At 66.2% G+C, this 17,823-nt stretch carries 14 protein-coding genes; 11 read left to right on the top strand and 3 right to left on the bottom strand.

The features are described from left to right. Positions 1-71 precede the first annotated feature (71 nt). A complete protein-coding gene (locus AC6CHL_RS02785) occupies positions 72-1,127 on the bottom strand; it encodes a hypothetical protein (RefSeq protein ID WP_498293258.1) in 1,056 nt (351 codons plus the stop codon). An 85-nt stretch (positions 1,128-1,212) separates the two neighbouring features. Then, entirely contained in the window at positions 1,213-1,611 is a 399-nt protein-coding gene (locus AC6CHL_RS02780) for a hypothetical protein (RefSeq protein ID WP_498293256.1), read from the bottom strand. 557 nt (positions 1,612-2,168) lie between these two features. On the opposite strand from AC6CHL_RS02780, the gene AC6CHL_RS02775 reads away from it, so the two are divergent. The 6 genes from AC6CHL_RS02775 (at position 2,169) to AC6CHL_RS02750 (ending at position 10,417) form a co-directional block, all read left to right on the top strand. Next, positions 2,169-3,047: a M15 family metallopeptidase gene (locus tag AC6CHL_RS02775; RefSeq protein ID WP_498293254.1), complete on the top strand. Its 879-nt coding sequence runs from the start codon at positions 2,169-2,171 to the stop codon at positions 3,045-3,047. Between the two features lie 105 nt (positions 3,048-3,152). Beyond that, positions 3,153-3,413 carry a PAAR domain-containing protein gene (locus AC6CHL_RS02770; protein WP_038688037.1) on the top strand — a complete coding sequence of 87 codons (261 nt, stop codon included), beginning with the start codon at positions 3,153-3,155 and terminating at the stop codon, positions 3,411-3,413. A gap of 59 nt (positions 3,414-3,472) precedes the next feature. Then, positions 3,473-4,897, top strand: a complete 1,425-nt coding sequence (locus AC6CHL_RS02765) for a hypothetical protein (RefSeq protein ID WP_448133837.1) — start codon at positions 3,473-3,475, stop codon at positions 4,895-4,897. A gap of 14 nt (positions 4,898-4,911) precedes the next feature. Next, a complete protein-coding gene (tssM, locus tag AC6CHL_RS02760; RefSeq protein ID WP_498293252.1) occupies positions 4,912-8,658 on the top strand; it encodes a type VI secretion system membrane subunit TssM in 3,747 nt (1,248 codons plus the stop codon). Then, complete coding sequence (tagF, locus tag AC6CHL_RS02755) at positions 8,655-9,638, top strand: type VI secretion system-associated protein TagF (protein WP_038688038.1); 984 nt, start codon at positions 8,655-8,657, stop codon at positions 9,636-9,638. The genes tssM and tagF overlap by 4 nt, the downstream gene beginning before the upstream one ends. Before the next feature lie 2 nt (positions 9,639-9,640). Continuing rightward, a complete protein-coding gene (locus AC6CHL_RS02750) occupies positions 9,641-10,417 on the top strand; it encodes an OmpA family protein (protein WP_498293249.1) in 777 nt (258 codons plus the stop codon). 20 nt (positions 10,418-10,437) lie between these two features. Here the strand turns inward: AC6CHL_RS02750 and tssA are convergent, their stop codons facing one another. Next, on the bottom strand, positions 10,438-11,502 hold the full coding sequence (gene tssA, locus AC6CHL_RS02745) for a type VI secretion system protein TssA (RefSeq protein WP_463601115.1): 1,065 nt from the start codon (positions 11,500-11,502) through the stop codon (positions 10,438-10,440). A gap of 391 nt (positions 11,503-11,893) precedes the next feature. On the opposite strand from tssA, the gene AC6CHL_RS02740 reads away from it, so the two are divergent. The 5 genes from AC6CHL_RS02740 to AC6CHL_RS02720 all read left to right on the top strand — a co-directional run bounded on the left by AC6CHL_RS02740 (position 11,894) and on the right by AC6CHL_RS02720 (position 17,822). After that, entirely contained in the window at positions 11,894-12,337 is a 444-nt protein-coding gene (locus AC6CHL_RS02740) for a DUF3304 domain-containing protein (RefSeq protein WP_498293247.1), read from the top strand. Positions 12,338-12,536: 199 nt separating this feature from the next. Beyond that, complete coding sequence (locus AC6CHL_RS02735; RefSeq protein ID WP_498293245.1) at positions 12,537-12,905, top strand: hypothetical protein; 369 nt, start codon at positions 12,537-12,539, stop codon at positions 12,903-12,905. 95 nt (positions 12,906-13,000) lie between these two features. After that, positions 13,001-14,227, top strand: coding sequence for a T6SS phospholipase effector Tle1-like catalytic domain-containing protein (locus tag AC6CHL_RS02730; protein WP_498293243.1), 1,227 nt, complete (start codon positions 13,001-13,003; stop codon positions 14,225-14,227). Positions 14,228-14,436: 209 nt separating this feature from the next. Beyond that, a complete protein-coding gene (locus tag AC6CHL_RS02725) occupies positions 14,437-17,220 on the top strand; it encodes a type VI secretion system Vgr family protein (protein ID WP_498293241.1) in 2,784 nt (927 codons plus the stop codon). A gap of 2 nt (positions 17,221-17,222) precedes the next feature. Beyond that, positions 17,223-17,822, top strand: coding sequence for a hypothetical protein (locus AC6CHL_RS02720; RefSeq protein WP_498293239.1), 600 nt, complete (start codon positions 17,223-17,225; stop codon positions 17,820-17,822). Position 17,823: the final 1 nt, after the last annotated feature.

The following is a 17,823-nucleotide window of genomic DNA, read 5'->3' as shown; positions in this document are numbered from 1 at the left end:
GTAAGCCGGACCGGTGCGAGCGTCGAGTGGACATGCAGGCCAAATGCGGGTGTTCCAGCCGCGTGGCCGCCTCAGCCAAACACCGCGTGCAGCATTTGCCGTGCCACCACTGACCAGGCGGCAACGCTGATCAGCGTGCACGCCCCACAGACAATGGCGACGGTGAGGGCGGCTTTTCGCCTGCCGCGCAGCTCGCCCGCCGACGCTGGCGTGATGGCGTAGGGCGACGCCCCGCTGCCGTGGCCAGTGGACACCCCCGCAAGCGATGCCGGCAGCGGCACCCGGGGCCTGAAGCGTGCGTACACCATTCGGAATACCTGGTCTGGCCAGAACGCGACCCAGACCAGTACCGCCAGGAGATGCTCTCCACTCCAGAAGGGCTGCCAGTTGTGATCCCGCAACCCTTGGATGAACCCATGTGCGTCGCCACCCCCGGACAAGGGGCCAAATTCCAGCAGCGCTGACGTCCATGATCGCGGATTCACCACCGTCTGCATGGGGAGCGCTGCAGGCGCCTCATCCATGTAGCGGCGGATCAGCTCCCAGCTCTGCTGGCATGCCTCACGCCCCGGCATGGGTGCCTCCACAACGAATCGGGCGCGCCAGGTCTGCGGGTCGTTCTTGAGGTACTCCACCAGTTCCAGCGCCACAAAGGGGCGTGAGCCCAGTTGTGGCGGACCGAAGCCAAGTCGCACGTTCGGACGGACGTTGTCCCAATCAAGAACGAACTCCGTCTTGTTGGTGTAGTGGAAGATCTTGCGCTGCTTCCTGAGGAAGTAGACGTCGCTATGCTTGCTTCCAAAGCTGATGCGCCAGGCGAAGTAGGCGCCCGTAGCGCCACCGACGGCCAACAGTGCAGCCAGCGATACACTCAGTGCGCGCATGCCGAAACTGTCCATCGAGTCGCTCAGCACCGAAACACCTGCGCCGATGCCCCCAAGCGAGATGATCACGCCCGCAATGGCGAAGAAGGGCATGATCGATTCGATGACCGCTGCTGCGCCATCGTCGGACCACACCATCATTTCCTCGTCCAGGCGGATGATGTCCCGCATGCTGCCGGGCTCGGCGTTGCTGCGAAACGGCAGCTCCCCTTCGTGGATCTCCGGTGGCGGCGGTGTACTCACGGGTTGGGCCTCATTGCACGCACCGTCCTGGGCGCGCCGCGTCCGCAGCTGGATCAAGCGCTGCGGCGACCGCCGCAGCGCGACCTCACATCGCCGGGCAGGCCGGATCCTTGCCTGCAGCCGCGGCGCAGATCTTCTTGCGGCAGTTCAGGCCGGCCGTCGTGGTGGCGCTGCCGCAGCTGCGCAGCTTGGCCTGAATATTGGACTTGGTGGACGCGGTGGCGTTGCGGCCGCTGATGTTGTCGAACACGTTGTCGGCATCGGCAGCCTGCTTGCGTTCGTCGGCCTGGATCTGCGCGATCAGTGCGTCCATGGAATCCGGGGCGGCCTTGGCCTTCGGCTTGGGCTTGGCCTTTTCGTCTTCCTTGATGATGCCCATCAGCGTCCCAAGCAGGTTCTCGTCACCCTTGGGCTTGTCACGGGTGGTGCGTGCAGCCGCGGTGCCGGCGGCCGGTTTGCGCGCGGCAGTTGCAGCTGCAGGCACAGCCGCAACTGCAGCAGTGGTAGCCGCAGCGTGCGCGCCCGGTGCGGGCTCTGCCGCAGCGCCGATACCTTCCAGCGGATCTGCCGCGGGCGCTGTGCCGCTGGCATCCACCGGTGCGTCGACAATGGTGGCGCCGCCGGGTGTGGACGCTGCCTCCGGCGCAGGCGCCGCAGGTGCGCTCGCTTCGGGTGGCAACGAGTACCCCATGGGTTCTTCGCTGCTGCCGGCAGACAGGCGCCATGCCGCGAACGCACCCAGCACCACGACTGCCGTTGCCAGCAGTGCCAGCCACAGCCATCGACGTGATCGGGTGCCTGGCGATGCGGCGGCGCGTGCAGCGCCGGCGACCGGGCGTCCTTCCATGTCTGCCAGGATGCGGCCCGTTGCCGGTGCCGCGTTCTTCGTCTGCGCTCCCCCTGAGAGCAGACTTGGTCGATTTATTCCGCCATTATTCAAGTGCATCCAGCCCTTGTTGGGTCGGCATCTGCCGAAAGCGAACCGCCCCATTCTAGTGACTGGGGCAGGACCGTCAACAACGAACAATACATGGAGGATCGGTGGTCGTCATTATCGGGGGAGCGGTGCTGCTGGTGCTGGTCATGGCCGCAGTCGGTTGGGTGCTGATGTTTCCGGAGTCGTTCGAACGCATCCAGGCCGCGCTGGGGCGCGTGTTCGGGCGGGTAGGGAATGCCGCCGGTCGTGCCGGGCGGCGGGTCTCGCAGCGCACCGACCGCCTGCAGGGTGGCGTGCGTGAAGAGCTGGGCGCGGCGCAGGGCGCGCTGCGCCGGCATTGGATGGTGCTCGCCGCGGCCGGCTTCCTGTTGCTGGTGCCGCCGGCGGTCATTCTGCTGACGCGGCAGAACGTGGTGCTTGATGAGTTTCGGGGCGATGACCTGTCCGAATCCGGCTCGATGGTCGCCCAGCTGCTCCGCGGTGAACGCCTGACCCCGCCCGCGCCGCCGCCGCCGGAAGTCTTCACGACCGAAGAGATCCGCAAGACGCGACCCGAAATTGTGACGGCCGACAGAAAATGGGGCCAGATCGACCCCGATCTGCAGCAGCGCGTACTGGCCATCTATGAAGTAATGCGCCGACAATATGGCTATGAGATGGTGCTGGTGGAGGGCTACCGCAGCCCGGAACGCCAGGCCGAGCTGATGAGCGGCGGCAAGGCCACGCGCGCCGGTGCCTGGCAGAGCTGCCATCAGTACGGGCTGGGCGTGGACAGTGCGCCGATCCGTGACGGCAAGCTGCAATGGGACATGGGCGACCCATGGACCCGGCGCGGCTACTTCCTGTACGGCGAACTGGCCGAGCAGGCGGGGCTGGAGTGGGGTGGCAACTGGCGCAGCATCAAGGACTACGTGCACGTGGAGATGTCGCAGCAGTGCCGTGCGGCGCGTGCGGCGAAGAAAGCTGAATTGGCGAAAGGGTGATACTTTCATCAGTCAGCTGATATCGTTGGCAGACGATCCGGATCAGCCCCGGGTAGCGGGGGCGATGGAGTCGCCGGATGCGGAAGCAATCAAGGAGCATGATTGATGTCACGACCATTCGTAGTTGTCGGGGATAAATTGAGTCACGGCGGTAGCGTGGTCACTGGATCGGGACAGACCGATATCGGTGGCAAGCCGGTGGCCCGCATCGGCGACAACGCCGTGTGCGTGGCACATGGGCCGACCACGATCGTCAGTGGCGATGCCACCGTGGTGGTCGACGGCAACCCGGTGGCGCGTGATGGGGACCGCACCGCATGCGGCGCCACCTTGATCGCGTCACAGGGCACGACCGGCATCGGTTGACGGGCAGCGCAGGTTTGAATCAGCAGGATGGCTTGATGACTCAGGGAGCAGGACGCTAGATGTCCGGGATACTTGGGAAGGCGTTCTCGGTAATCGCGATCTTCGCGGTGGCATGGGGTGGCGCAATCTTCTATTGGCGCAGCACTGGCACGGTTCCGTCGGGCATGGAAATGCTCGCCTACCTGGGCCTGGTGCCCGTTGGCGTGAGCGGTGCCGGCTTCATGCTGCGCAACGCCGGGCGCAGCATGCTGGACAAGGCCGTGGATGCGGCCAGCAGCAGCGGCGACGCGAGTGCGACCAGCGCGCAGGCCGAGGCAATCACGACGCGGGCGGTGCCGTCGGTGGCGGTGCTGGGCGCAGACATGCGCCTGGGCGTGATGCTCGAGGCCGATGCGTTGCTGGACATGGCCGCCGCGCCGCCGCGCCCGTCGCTGGATGCGCGCTTCCATGATCGCGACGGGCTGCCGTTGCTGATCAGTGCGGACAAGGACCTGGACGACACCGCGGTGCTGCAGGTGCAGATGCCCGGCTTCACCACCCGCGATGGCGAACGCCGCGCGATGACGCTGCTGGAACCGGTGGCCGATACCTTGATGGGCCAGGCGCTGCTGGCGCTGCCCGAACTGGAAGTGGCCGAGGAGCGGGTGATTGCCGGCCTGCGCCGCCGCGACGAGCAGGTGGTGGGGCAGGTGCTGACCATTGAATTGCTGGTGCCGGCCGACTGGTCGGCGTCACTGCGCACCTACTGCGCCGACTGGCTGTACGCGCGGGCGGTCTACAACGGCCTGGACCCGCGCCGCTTCTCCATCAACGTGGCCGTCGCCAGCCAGGCGCTGGATGTCTGGTCGCGGCTGCAGCGTGTCACCGATGCGCTGGCCCAGGGCGAGCCGCGCTGGTACCTGCTGCTGTCGTGCAGTTCGGCGGTGGACCCCGGCACGATTGCCGCGTGGCTGGACAGCAACCGCATCCTGCACCGGCGCAACAAGGACGGGCAGATTCCAGGCGAAGGCGCCGCCGGGCTGCTGCTGGCCTCGTCGAGCTTGTCCGTCGCGCCCACCCCGCACCTGTGGCGCCCGCACCGTATGGAACTGGCCGAAGGCCTGAGCAATGCCGAGTCGCGTCGCCAGGCCGAGGCATTGGGCCGCGCGATGCTGGCCGATGCCGCACTGGCGCCAGAGCGCGTGGGCTTTGCCCTGCACGATGCCGATCAGCGCAGCCAGGTGGCCGTGGAGGCCTGCGCCGCCGCGGTGGCCGCCAATCCCGATCTTGAACTCGACCAGCAGACGCTGGCCGTGCCGGTATGTGCCGGCGAGCTGGGCCCGGTGCTGCCGCTGGCGCTGCTGACCCTGGCCCATGCACATGCCGCACGCGGCCAGAGCGCCGCACTGGTGCTGTCGGTGGGCGCGCCGGCCCAGCGCGTGGCCGCGATCATCGATATTCCCGTTTTGAACGACCCGTCGACCGACACTGTGTCGGCGGCATAACCCTGGACGCCTAGATGATGTTGAGTAATTTCAGGTACTTCCTCGGCGATTACCGCCTGTGGATGGTGATTGGCTTGATCGGTGCCGGTTCGTTGGCGTACTTCGGCGCCGCCGAAGCCCGCCAGATCGGCATCTGGGTGGCCATCGCATTGGCAGCGCTGCTGTTGCTGGCGCTGGTGGTGTGGGTGATCAAGCGCATCCTGGCCCGGCGTGCGGCCAAGCGCGTGGAGTCGATGGTGCAGACGCAGGCGGACCAGGCCGTCGCCGCCGCGCCCTCGGCCCAGCGTGCCGATACCGAAGCGCTGCGCTCGCGCATGATGGAGGCGGTCAAGCAGATCAAGACCTCGCGCCTGGGCGTGCTCAAGGGCAAAGCGGCCCTGTACGAGCTGCCGTGGTACGTGATCATCGGCAACCCGGCGGCCGGCAAGAGCACCGCGATCCTGAACTCCGGGCTGCAGTTCCCGTTCGAGGACAATCGCAGCAATGTCATCCAGGGCATCGGCGGTACCCGCAACTGCGACTGGTACTTCACCACCACCGGTATCGTGCTCGATACTGCCGGCCGCTATTCGGTCAGCGTGGAAGACCGCATGGAGTGGCTCACCTTCCTGGGCCTGCTCAAGAAGAACCGGCCGCGCGCGCCCATCAATGGCGTGATCATCGCGGTGAGCATCGCCGAGCTGTCCGGCAGCAAGCCCGAGTTCGCCATCGAACTGGCCAAGAACCTGCGCCAGCGCGTGCAGGAAATCACCGAGCGGCTGGAAGTGTTCGCGCCGGTCTACGTGCTGTTCACCAAGGCCGATCTGATCGCCGGGTTCAGCGAGTTCTTCCGCAGCCTGGATCCGTCCGAGCGCGAGAATGTGTGGGGCGCGACGCTGCCCTTCGACGTCCACGCGCAGGGGGATGCCCTGACGGCCTTTGATGCGCACTTCGACCAGCTGGCCGAAGGCATCAAGGAAATGAGCCTGTCGCACATGGCCATGCAGCGCGGGCGGGACGTCTCGCCGGGCCTGCTGACCCTGCCGCTGGAATTCGTGGGCATCAAGCCGGCGCTGCGTACCTTCATCGCCACGCTGTTCGAAGACAACCCGTTCCAGTTCAAGCCGGTGTTCCGTGGCTTCTACTTCAGCAGTGCGCTGCAGGAAGGCCACTCGGTGCACCACGCGTCCGATCGCGTGGGTCGCCAGTTCTCGCTGTCCTCGCGGGGGCACAACAGCGATGAAGCGCCGACCGGGCAGACCGCGTTCTTCCTGAAGGACCTGTTCCGCAAGGTCATCTTCTCCGACCGCGAGCTGGTCCGGCAGTACTCCAGCCCTCATCAGAACCGCCTGCGCTACGGCGTGTTCCTGGGCGCGGTGGGCGTGCTGGCACTGGCGCTGGGCCTGTGGACCTGGTCCTACACCACCAACGTGCAGCTGGTGAACAACGCGACCAAGGACCTGGAGCAGGCCGTCCGCGTGCAGAAGGATCGGGTGGACCTGAAGTCGCGCATCGATGCGTTGCTGCTGCTGCAGGACCGCATGGAGCAGCTGGATCGGTACAAGAAGGAGGGTGGCATCACCACCAGCCTGGGCCTGTACCAGGGCGACAACATCCGCGCCAAGCTGATGAAGGAGTACTACCACGGCATGCAGCAGGTGATGCTGGATCCGACCGTGGCCAGCCTGGAAGGCTACCTGGGCCAGGTGGTGAACGAGCGCGAGAAGCTGGGGCAGGGTGGCCCGGTGGCCGCCGAAAGCGACGTGCTGTACCAGAACGCCTCGCCCACCAACACCAATGATGCCTACAACGCGCTCAAGACCTACCTGATGCTGGGCAACCGCAAGCAGGTGGAGGGCGCGCACCTGTCGCAGCAGCTCACCCTGTTCTGGCGCAACTGGCTGGACGCCAACCGCGGCCAGATGACGCGCGAGGAGATGGTGCGTGCGGCCGAGAAGCTGATGAACTTCTACGTGGCCCAGTCCGCCGACCCGGCGTGGCCGCAGGTGCAGAACAAGGTTACCCTGGTCAGCGACAGCCGCCAGGCACTGACCCGCGTGATGAAGGGCCAGCCGGCCATGCAGCGCGTGTTCGCGCAGATCAAGGCACGTGCCGCGGCACGCTTCCCGACGGTCACGGTGGATGCGTTGATCGGCAACGAGCGCAACGGCAGCCTGATCACCGGCAGCTACGCCATTTCCGGCGCGTTCTCGCGCAAGGCGTGGGAAGACTACGTCAAGGATGCGGTGAAGGAAGCCGCCAGCACCCAGCTGAGCACCACCGACTGGGTGCTGGGTACCACCGAGCAGAGCGACCTGTCGCTGGCCGGCAGCCCCGAGCACATCGCGCGTGAGCTGGTGACCCTGTACAAGCAGGAGTACGCCGCCGAGTGGACCAAGTTCCTGCAGGGCCTGAGCGTGGCCCAGTTCGACAGCTTCGATGAAGCCGCCGCGCGCATGAATGCCCTTGGCGATGCCAACAACTCGCCGCTGCGCACGCTGCTGGAGAAGATCAACGAGCAGACCATCTGGGACAACCCGGCCGCCGAAGCGCGCTCGAAGAAGGCCAAGGGCGGGTTCGTGGCCTGGTTCCAGAAGACCATCCTGCGTAAGGACCCCGAAGCGGTGGCCCAGCAGCAGCCGGTGGGGCCGATCGGCAAGGCCTTTGAGGGTATCGCCAAGCTGACCACCAAGCGGGGCGACCAGCCCGCGGTGATCGATGCCTACTTCGAGACCCTGGCCAAGCTGCGTGCGCGTCTGAACGCGATCAAGGGCCAAGGTGACCTCGGCGTGGGCACCCGCAAGCTGATGCAGGACACCTTCAGCAATGAAGGCTCCGAGCTGAGCACGGCGGTGGCGCTGGTGGACGAGCAGGTGCTGACCGGGCTGGACGCCGGCCAGCGCGAAGCGCTGCGTCCGCTGCTGCTGCGCCCGTTGACCCAGACCTTCATGGCGCTGGTGGAGCCGACCGAAGAAGAGGTCAACAAGAGCTGGACGGCGCAGGTGTACACGCCGTTCGCCGACCGCATCGGCAAGCAGTTCCCGTTCAACCTCAATTCCGACGTGGACGCCGCGCCGAGCGACATCGCCGCGATCTTCGGCGCCAGCGGCAGCATCGCCGCGTTCAACAAGGACCAGCTGGGTACGCTGGTGCTGCAGCGGGGCAACCTGCTGGAAGCGCGGCGCTGGGCGGGCATGGGCATCAATCTGTCGGCCGATCTGGTCGCCAACTACGGCAACTGGGTCAGTGGCAGTGCAGCCGGTGCGGCCGCGCAGGACACCACCATCTTCGAGATCCTGCCGGCGCCAGCGACCGGCGCGCTGGAGTACACGATCGAGATCGATGGGCAGACGCTGCGCTACCGCAACACTCCGCCGCAGTGGACCACCATGCAGTACCCCAACGTGGGCCAGGTGCCGGGCGTGAAGATCACGGCCGTGGCGTCGGATGGTCGTACGGTGGAAGTGTTCAATGCACCGGGCAGCAACGGCTTCACCCGCCTGATGCGGGAAGGCTCGTTCGAGCGCCTGGAAGGCGGCAGCAGCCGCGTGACGTGGAAGGCCGACAACGTGGAAGTCACCGTGGAGATGCGCGTGGTACGCCGCGCAGGTGAGTCTTCCGGCGGCGGCGATTGGCAGCGTGGCGCGCAGTTGCCGGCTCGCGTGGCCGGTGGTGCCGCCCCGGCCACCGCCGCACCGGCGGCCCCGGGCACGGCACCTGCCACGGCGCCTGCGCCGGCGGCAGCGCCAGCCGCGGCCCAACAGAGCGGAGGTTCGCGATGAGTCGTGTGGTCAGTGCGGGCGTGTCGTACTTCGGCAAGGTGCCCTCGCGCGGCGATTTCGTCCGCGCCGCCGACAATCACCAGCTGCTCGGCTGGCTGGACCGCTGGGCCGGCGAGAGCGTGGAACTGCTGAGCCAGAACCCCGACTGGAAGCGCGTCTACGACGACTCCCCGGAAATCCATTACGCGTTCCTGGGTTCACGCAGCAAGCTGGTGTTGTGCGGGCATTTCCTGCCCAGTCGCGATGCCTCGCAGCGGCGGTTCCCGCTGTTGTCGGCGGTGCGCCTGGAAGCCACCGAACCGCTGCCGTTCATCGGCCGCAGCCCGCTGGCCATGTCCAACGCCTGGTCGGGTCTGTCGCGGATGGCGCGGCAGGCGTTCAACGATGAAGACGCAGGCAATGCACTGAACGAACTCGCCGATGCGCGCTTCAGCATCAGCACCGACCCCAGTGCCTACAACGCCACCTTCCGTGACTTCCTGGAAGGGCAGACCATCGGGTCGATGGAGCGCCTGCTCCGCGACGCCGGTCATCCGGACATCTCGCTGAAGAACGCGCTGCTGGCGCTGGGGCTGCTGCTGCAGCCGGTGCTGGGCGGCGGCGATGTCAACGTTGATCGCGCCCTGGTATTCCCGCTGGTACGCGATCCGCTGTACCGGCCGCTCGTGGCGGCGTTCTGGCTGGATATCGTGGCCTGCTTCGTGGCCCGCGGCGACTTCGAACTGGCGGTGTTGATCCGCAACGATGCCGCGCCGTCGATGCTGGTGGGCTTCAATGGTGCCGACCGCCACGCGCTGCGCGCGGTGCTTGACCCGGCCGAAGCCGGCGACTTCCTGATCCGCCTGCAGGAGGCCCAGTGGGTCGAGGAATACCTGCACAGCGACTACAACCTCAACCGCCTTGCCAGCTACCTCGATCGTGACGATCTGGCATTGAGCACGGCGCGCAGCCTGTTCGGCGAGACTTTCCTGGGAACCTGACCATGCGCCTCCGCTCTACTCTCATTGTTGCCCTGGCCGCGTTGTCAGTCACCGGCACTGCCTTTGCGCAGGCCCCGGCAGCGGCCGCCACCGAGCGCCCGGTCGTGATCGAAGGCGTGGTGCCCGACCAGGCGACCAAGGCGCGGTTGCTGAAGAACCTGCGGGAGGTCTACGGCGCTGATCGCGTGGTCGACCGCATCCAGGTGGAATCGATCGCCACGCCGCCGAACTGGGGCGAGTACGTGGCCGGCATGATCACCCCGGGGCTGAAGCGGGTGTCGCCCGGCAAGCTGGAAGTGAACGGCCAGTCCGTGCGCGTGACCGGCGAAGTGGGCAACGAAGCGCTGCGCCAGCAGGTGGCCAGCGACCTCAGCCTGGCCAGCAATACCTCCTACACGGTGACCAACGCGCTGAAGGTGGGCTCGCAGCAGAAGCTGCTCGACCAGACGCTGGCCAACCGCATCATCGAGTTCCAGAGCGGCAGCGCCAAGCTGACCCCGCTGGGCATGAGCATCCTGGACGAAATGGTGGCCAAGATGGCCCTGATGGGCGACACCAGCTTCGTCATCATCGGCCATACCGACAACGTCGGTCAGCGCGAGAGCAACCTGACGCTCAGCCATGCGCGCGCCCAGGCGGTGAAGGCCTACATGGTGCAGAAGGGGATCGCCGGCAACCACCTGGACGTGGTGGGCAAGGGACCGGACGAGCCGGTGGCCGACAACACCACCAACGACGGTCGCGCACGCAACCGCCGTATCGAGTTCAAGATCCAGTAATCCGGTAACGCTCGACGGGCTTACTGCCCGTCGAGGTTCTGGTTGATGTCCAGCATCTCTTCCATCTGGTCGAGCACGCTGGAATCCTTGATGACCCGCTTGAGCCACACGTGCAGCGGCATCTCGCCCCAACGCGCGGCCTTTTCGGCCAGGTAGGCCACCGGGCTGTGCGGTTCGGTGCGGCGGAAGAACTCGGCCACCTGGCGCAGTTGCTGCAGCGCTTCCTTGCGGCTGGTGGGCGCGCCGGCCGGGCCACGGGGCGCAGCGGCGGCCGCGCTATCGGTGCTGCTCACCTCTACCGCGAAGCTGTCATCGGCGGCGATGTCTTCGGCCATGTCGCCGTCCAGCAGCACGCCCGCGTCGCGCGCGAAGCGCATCACCGTGCGCTGCAGGTGCTCGATCTGCTCGCGCACCGCGCTGAAGCTGGGGCCATCCAGGCCCAGGCGGTTGTCGACCGCGGCCTGCAATGCCGCCAGCGCGTCGGCGCATTCCGGCAGAACCTCGACCAGCTGGCGATAGAACTCGTGCTGGGTATCGCGGCGAGCCGCTTCCAGCTGTTCCAGGCCAGGGCGATCGTCGTGGTAGTCGCCGCCATTGCTGGCCCGCGAATGCGCCACTTCGAAATCGGACAGGCTGAAGCGGCCCTGCGGCGCGGACACGATCGGCACGTTGCGCAGCCACTGCAGCGAATTGCTGAGCAGCCAGCTGAGGTTGCCGATGCGCTCTTCCTGGTCGTCGTCGACGGCAACGGGATGCACATCGTCCCAGTACTGGTCGCACAGCCCAGCCACCACGCGGTAGCCGGTGGTGAGGCCACGGAAGCCCTCCACCTGGGTCGCCGCTTCGGTCAACCAGCCGGCCAGGCGCAGGTCCTTGGTGCGGGTCTGCAGCAGGTCGGCGCATTCACGGGCGACGCTGCTCCAGTCGGCGTATTTGATGTCGGTCTGCCACTCGCCCTGGTCCAGGGTCGGGTCATCGGCACGCCGGCTCTCCTGGATCCGGTCGAACTCCGGCGAGAAGGAAAGGTCGTCGCCGGTGGGGGCGTGGTCGGCAATCGGGGCCAGCAGGGCATCCTGATCCAGCATGGCAAATCTCGAGATGGGAACTGCGGTGATTCTAGCGTGGTGATCGTGGGCTGCGGGGATCGCGGCCGTGACAGTTGGTTGAGGCCGGAGGGATCACGACGGTGTGAAATTGTGATGTTAAGCACGCTTGTGTGTAGGAATTCCCCGGTACCGGGGCCACCGTCGCTTTGTTACCGTTGCTGGTGTGGACACGGAAGTCCCGGTGAGTCGGGGCGGCGATTGTGCCGTCGTGGGAGACCCTCACTGCGCGGTCAACCTCGGGTGCCGACCCCGAGCAGGGCGCCCCTCGGGCTGAGGACAGGTGCGCCTCTTCTCCTGACGTTCTCACTGGTTGCATGGCTGAAGTCAAAAGAAGAACGACATGCGTGGTAGGACAATCTGGCTGCTGGGCTTGCTCGTTCTGCTGCTGCCGCTGTTGGCAGCGTGTCGTGGACGTGAGGCCGCTACCGAAGTCGGCATTCTTGGCTACAACCACACCGACGGGGACATACCGCAGTTCACCATCAATGGTGGCAACGGTGGATCTGCCCGGCGTCACACCGAAGGCGGCACTGTCTGCTGCACCTCGATGCCGGACCAATGGAAGCCGGGCATGGACGTGCGGGTGCGGTGGACCAATGACCTGTCCACCTACCATCAAGCGATCGTTCCAGTGCCCCGTTACGAGAGAATAGGCAATCTTGCGGTGCACTTTCTCCGCAATGGCGAGGTCAACGTATTTGTCACGTCCATGGTCTTGGGGCATCCGAAGTATCCCTTGACGGGGCCCGAAGCGGGTCTGCGGGAAGGAGAGGATCCGGTGTGGAAGCATCTGCGTCCGGCGCCGGGTGGCTGATTGAGGCGCGACACTGACTGTTTGGGTTGAGTTGACGTTGATAGCAGGAGAGGGCGTCATGACTGCAAGTACAGCCACCGGTGCGTATCCCATGCCTCAGGAGGGCCGGCGAACCCTGACCGGCTCGGAAGCCCAGCGCCGAGCGCGTGCATTGGCGTGCCTTCGTGAGACTGGATCGGAGTGCCAAGGTCAGGTGCACGTGAACATCTACTTTGATGGAACAGGCAACAACCGTGAGTGGGCTGGTACGTTTGTCACCGGCAAGACACGGAGTACGCAGACACAACTGGCCCGCAACGGACACAGCAATGTTGCCCGTCTCTACGATGTCGCCCTGCAGGACCGCGAGAATGGCTTTTTCAATTTCTACGTCCCAGGTGTCGGCACCCCTTTTTCAGACGTTGGGGATACCAACCAAGATGGCGACACCCTTGGCGGAGGTGCGGCGAAGTACGGGGCGGACCGAATTCACTGGGCCATTCTGCAGATCTTCAATGCTGTTCATCAGTATCTGAACGCCACGGACCTGCTGCCCCCAATGAGCTGGAACCGCTCGTCGCCTCACTGAGTGAGGCTCGCATCCTTGAAGGCGTGGCACGCAGATCCACCTTGAGTGCGGTAGCCAACCGCCTTGAGAGAGTTGTCAAGGGACACCAGCGTCGCGTGAAGTCAGTTCACGTTTCAGTCTTCGGTTTCTCTCGTGGCGCCGCCCAAGCGCGGGCATTCGTACACCGGCTGTATGAAATTTCCGAGATGTGGGGCAGCGGCTGCGGCTACAACGTAGCAGGGATACCCCTGTATCTGAACTTCATGGGCATTTTCGATACTGTCGCCTCGGTCGGCATTGCAGCCATGAGCCGTGTGTCGAAAGGTAAATGGGACTGGGCGGCTGGTGAGATGATGAGCATCCATCCCGAGGCCCGTCAGTGTGTCCATTTCGCTGCCTTGCATGAGCAACGCATCAATTTTCCGGTGGATCTGGCCGCCGGCGGACGTGAAATGCTGTATCCCGGCATGCATTCGGACGTGGGGGGAGGCTACTCGCCGGGCAGTCAAGGCAAGGACTTCGTCAATGGGAAGGCTGACGGGACCGCCAAGCTGTCCCAGATCACCTTGATTGACATGCACCATGAGGCGATCAAGGCCGGCGTGCTGTTGATGTCCATGGATGAAATCCGCCAGCAGCTGGTATCAGCAATGCACTTCGGCTGCCATCCGCAGTTGATTCGTGATTACAACGCATGGCTGGGCGGACACGGTGTCGGATCGGGCGCACACGCACAGCAGATCCGCGGCCATGCCACCCAGTTTGTGGCGTGGAAGGGCAAGCGTCTCTGGAACGGGCCCGAGAGCATGCTGGAGCAGCCCTTCTACAGGCAGTCCGATGAAGAAGATCGTGTGGATCTGAGTAATGCGCAGCGTGACTTTGGCAAGCTGATGGCAACCCTTGCGCAGGGCAAGAAGGAAATGGCGTTGTACCGCAAGCAAATGGAGGAAGTGCATAAGCGTATGGAGGAGGGGCGTAGGGCCGGACGGCCAGTGTTCGAGCCGTCTCCTCGTGCGTCGCCGGCGGGATACAAGTATGCGACCCTTCCCGACGAAACCAGGGCGTTGTTGGACATGGTGTTGGAGCATGCGCCGGTACCAGAATGTAGCGTCGTTCTGTTCGACAACTACGTCCATGACTCCCTCGCCGGCTTCTACATGCTCAGATACACGGAGCTCAATATCCCAGCGCTGAATACGCATGGCTACTTACGCTATCGCGAAGTGTTCAGTGTCGCCGGCGTCAATTCACAGGAGTGCCGTGGCCTCTCTACGTTGCCGCCCGGCAGTGTCCCGTCCATTGGAGGTGCATTCCAGCAGTTGGGCATGGCGATGGGGGGCTGAGCGAGGGTGGAGCGTTACGCGCGAAGCAGGATGTCCGCAGGGCCAAGCTGCAGGCAGTGACGTATTTCGGTCATCTACGCCGCGTGAAAATGTGATTGGAGTCTCATTCGGACCCCGATCCAACGCGACGGTGTTGGGTTTCTGACGCTTCTGGTACATTTCGCGGTTGGGAAAGGACGTCCCGCGCCGCGGGATGACAGCTGGCAGAGATGGCATTGGACGCGTTGAACTCTTTATTCGCACAGGTCGCGGGCCTTTCGGGTGCCCCGCGGTTGCATCGTCTGGCCCTGCCGGGGGCGGGCGACCTGGTGGTCGAGCGTTGGAGTGGCGAGGAATCGCTGTCCACGCATTTCGACTACGTGATCGATTTCCTCTCGCTCGATGCCGGCCTCGACCTGGAGGCATGGCTGGGCCAGCGCGCGACCTTGACTACGCGGGCCGCCAGCGGCGCCGATATCGAGCGCGTGGGCCTGGTCAGCGACGCGACCCTGCTCGGCAGCGATGGCGGTGTGGCGCGCTACCGGATCGGCGTGCGGCCGTGGACGTGGTGGCTGGAGCACGGTCGGCACAGCCGCGTGTTCCAGGAGCGCAGCGTGCAGGACATCCTGTCGTCGGTGTTCGACGGCTACAAGGACATCGCCCGCTGGCAATGGAGCGACGAAGTGGCCGGTTTCCTCGGTGCCGAGCGCAAGCGCAGCTATTGCGTGCAGTACCGCGAAAGCGATGCGGCGTTCGTGCAGCGCTTGCTGGCGGAAGAAGGGCTGGGCTGGCGCGTGCAGAACGACGCCGAGGCGCCGGCAGGCCACTGCATGGTGATCTTCTCCGACAGCGCGACGCAGCCGGAAGACGCGACGTCGTCGAGCAGCGGCGTGCGTTTCCATCGCAGTGCCGCCACGGAAAGCGAGGACACGGTGCAGGCGTTGGGTCAGTCGCGTCGGCTGGGCAGCAATCGGCTCACGGTCTTCAGCGGTGACTACAAGCGCAGCAGCGGGCAAGGCGCGCAGGTGCCGGTCAATGGCGGCGGCAGCCAGTCCGCGCGCGAGGCCTATGATCCGGCCGGCGCCTATGCGTTTGCCGACAGCAGCGACGGTGACCGCCTGGCGGGCCTGCAGGCCGAGGCGCACGAAGCACGCAACCAGGCGTGGCGCGGGCGCAGCAGCGTGCGCTCGCTGTGTGCGGGCCAGTGGCTGCGGATCGGCCAGGTGCCCGCGTCGGCGCCGTCGGAGGTGCTGCTGACAGGCGTCTGGCATCTCGGCGTCAACAATCTTCCCGTGGACCTGCGGGCGTCGCTTGCGCAGGCATTGGGCGCTGCACCTTCCGCGCATCCGGTCGATCCGGCCGTGCACGAACGCGCCGAAGCGGTGGGCTATGCGAACGCGTTCACCGCGATCCAGCGCACGACGCCGTGGCGGCCGGTGCTGCATGATGACACCGGCGTGCGCCTGAACCCGCGGCCGCTGGCGCCGGGGTACCAGACCGCCATCGTGGTGGGCGCGCAGGGCAGCGCTGCCGGCGCCGGCAGCCACGAAGTGCACGCGGATCTGGCCGGGCGTATCCGGGTCAAGTTCCATTTCCAGTCCGGGCAGGGCGATGGCGCGCGCGACAGTGCGTGGCTGCGCGTGGCCCAGCGCTATGCCGGTCCGGGCGTGGGCAGCCAGTTCCTGCCGCGGATCGGTCAGGAGGTGCTTGTCGGCTTCCTCGACGGTGATATTGATCGCCCGGTGGTACTGGGCGCGCTCTACAACGGACGCGGCGAAGCCGGGGTTGCACCGACCCCGGCCGGCCAGGCCGCCAGCGCTGACACCCGCGCCTATGCGCAGGCCGCCGATGCACGCGCCAGCGCGCAGGCCAATGTGACCGGTGGACACGCGCCGGCCTGGCATGCGGCCGCCGGCGGCGACGATGCGCACCGCCATCCCGGTGCACTGTGGGGCCTGCGCTCCAAGGAGTGGGGCGGCAGTGGCTACAACGCGCTGCTGTTCGACGACAGTGACGCCCAGTTGCGCGCACAGCTGCTGACCACCCAGGCGGTGACCAGCCTCAACCTTGGCCACCTGATCCACCAGGCCGACAATTTCCGCGGCAGCCTGCGCGGTGAGGGCTTTGAGTTGCGCAGTGATGCCTGGGGTGCGCTGCGTGCGCGCTCGGGGCTGTGGCTGAGTGGCTATGCGCGCGGCGCGCAGGGCAAGGCCGGTGATGCGGCGCAGCCGGTCGCGCTGCTGACTCAGTTGCAGACGCTGGGCACCTCCTTCGCAACGGCGGCCAGTACCCACCTGACCAGCAAGCTGGCCGCGCACGAAGGTGCGCAGCAACCCAACCGCTCGCGGCTGGTGCAGGACAAGGCGCCGCTGGCCGCGCTGCTGGCCAGTGCGCGCACCACCGTGGAGGGCGTCGAGTACGCGTCGGCCCGTGGACAGGCGGCCGAGCGCGATGCTGGTGCCGGCGAGAACAAGGTGCCGCACGTGGGCGACGCACTGCTCGGCCTGGCCGCGCCCGACGGCGTGGTGCACGTGGCCGGGCAGGCGCTGGGCTGGGCGATCGGCGAGACCCTGACGCTGGGCAGCGGGCAGGCCAGCGAAACGGCGGTGATGGGGCAGATGCGGCTGCATGCCGCGCAGAGCGTGGGCGTGCTGGCGACGGCGGTGCAGGGCAAGGCGGCAACGGCTGCTGCGCTGAGCGTGGTGGCCGGGCAGGGTGAGCTGGACGTGCAGGCGCAGCAGGATGAACTGCGCATCCAGGCACAGGCCGCACTGAAGATGGCCAGCGCCCAGTCGCAGTTCGACCTGGCCGCCGGCAAGACCCTGCACGTGGCCACCGCCGGCGGCGCCAGCGTGACCATCGAAGGCGGCAACATCACCTTCACCGCACCGGGCAACATCGTGGTGCATGCCGGCAAGAAGTCGTTCACCGGTCCCAGCAATTACCAGGCCGAGCTCAAGAGCTGGGTGCATGGGGACCTCAAGAAACAACGCATCATTGGATTCTCGGGATGAGCATGAACAGGATTTTTCTCGCATCGCTGCTGTCCGGCGCGATGCTGCTGGCCGCCTGCCAGGCACAGCCGCCGGCAGACCAGGTGGCCGATGCCGCCGCCCAGGGTGATGCGGCCACCGCCGCGGTGGCCGTGGATGCACCGGCAGCCGAGCCCGCTGCCGCAACCGCCTCCGAGGCGACCGATCCGCTGGCCACCGAACTGTTCAACCTGGTGGGTGACGCCGTCTGCGGCAAAACCTGCCCGCAGTACGACGCGCGCGTGGACAAGGCGTTCAGCGACATGCTGGCTGACGCGGCGTCGCTCGGCGATGCGCGTCTGCGCGAGCGGATCGGCAGCGGGCCGCAGCCGCTGGGCGAACGCATCCAGACCGCGGCCGGCGAACGCTGGCTGTACCGCGCCTGCCAGGCGCACCAGTGCAACCTGACCACCCTGGTGGCGCTGTACGACCCCGCTACCGGCCGCATGGCCGGGCGCCTGGTCGACAAGTGCCAGGTGCATTGGCTGGGCACGCTGCCTGCCGAGGCCATGGATCGCATCAGCGAGCTGGCACCGGTGCAGATCAGCGACGAAGATTACACCGCGTTCTGCACCGGGAACTGAT

The organism is Stenotrophomonas sp. GQ19, from assembly GCF_059758695.1.
The sequence above is the reverse complement of the archived record's forward strand: the minus strand, read 5'-3'. Positions and strand labels throughout refer to the sequence as shown.

Excerpts from the sequence above, each read along its gene's own strand:
- tssM (WP_498293252.1), top strand. The coding sequence starts at position 4,912 with ATGATGTTGAGTAATTTCAGGTACTTCCTCGGCGATTACCGCCTGTGG.
- AC6CHL_RS02770 (WP_038688037.1), top strand. The coding sequence starts at position 3,153 with ATGTCACGACCATTCGTAGTTGTCGGGGATAAATTGAGTCACGGCGGT.
- AC6CHL_RS02750 (WP_498293249.1), top strand. The coding sequence starts at position 9,641 with ATGCGCCTCCGCTCTACTCTCATTGTTGCCCTGGCCGCGTTGTCAGTC.
- AC6CHL_RS02720 (WP_498293239.1), top strand. The coding sequence starts at position 17,223 with ATGAACAGGATTTTTCTCGCATCGCTGCTGTCCGGCGCGATGCTGCTG.
- tagF (WP_038688038.1), top strand. The coding sequence starts at position 8,655 with ATGAGTCGTGTGGTCAGTGCGGGCGTGTCGTACTTCGGCAAGGTGCCC.
- AC6CHL_RS02765 (WP_448133837.1), top strand. The coding sequence starts at position 3,473 with ATGTCCGGGATACTTGGGAAGGCGTTCTCGGTAATCGCGATCTTCGCG.
- tssA (WP_463601115.1), bottom strand. The coding sequence starts at position 11,502 with ATGCTGGATCAGGATGCCCTGCTGGCCCCGATTGCCGACCACGCCCCC.
- AC6CHL_RS02725 (WP_498293241.1), top strand. The coding sequence starts at position 14,437 with ATGGCATTGGACGCGTTGAACTCTTTATTCGCACAGGTCGCGGGCCTT.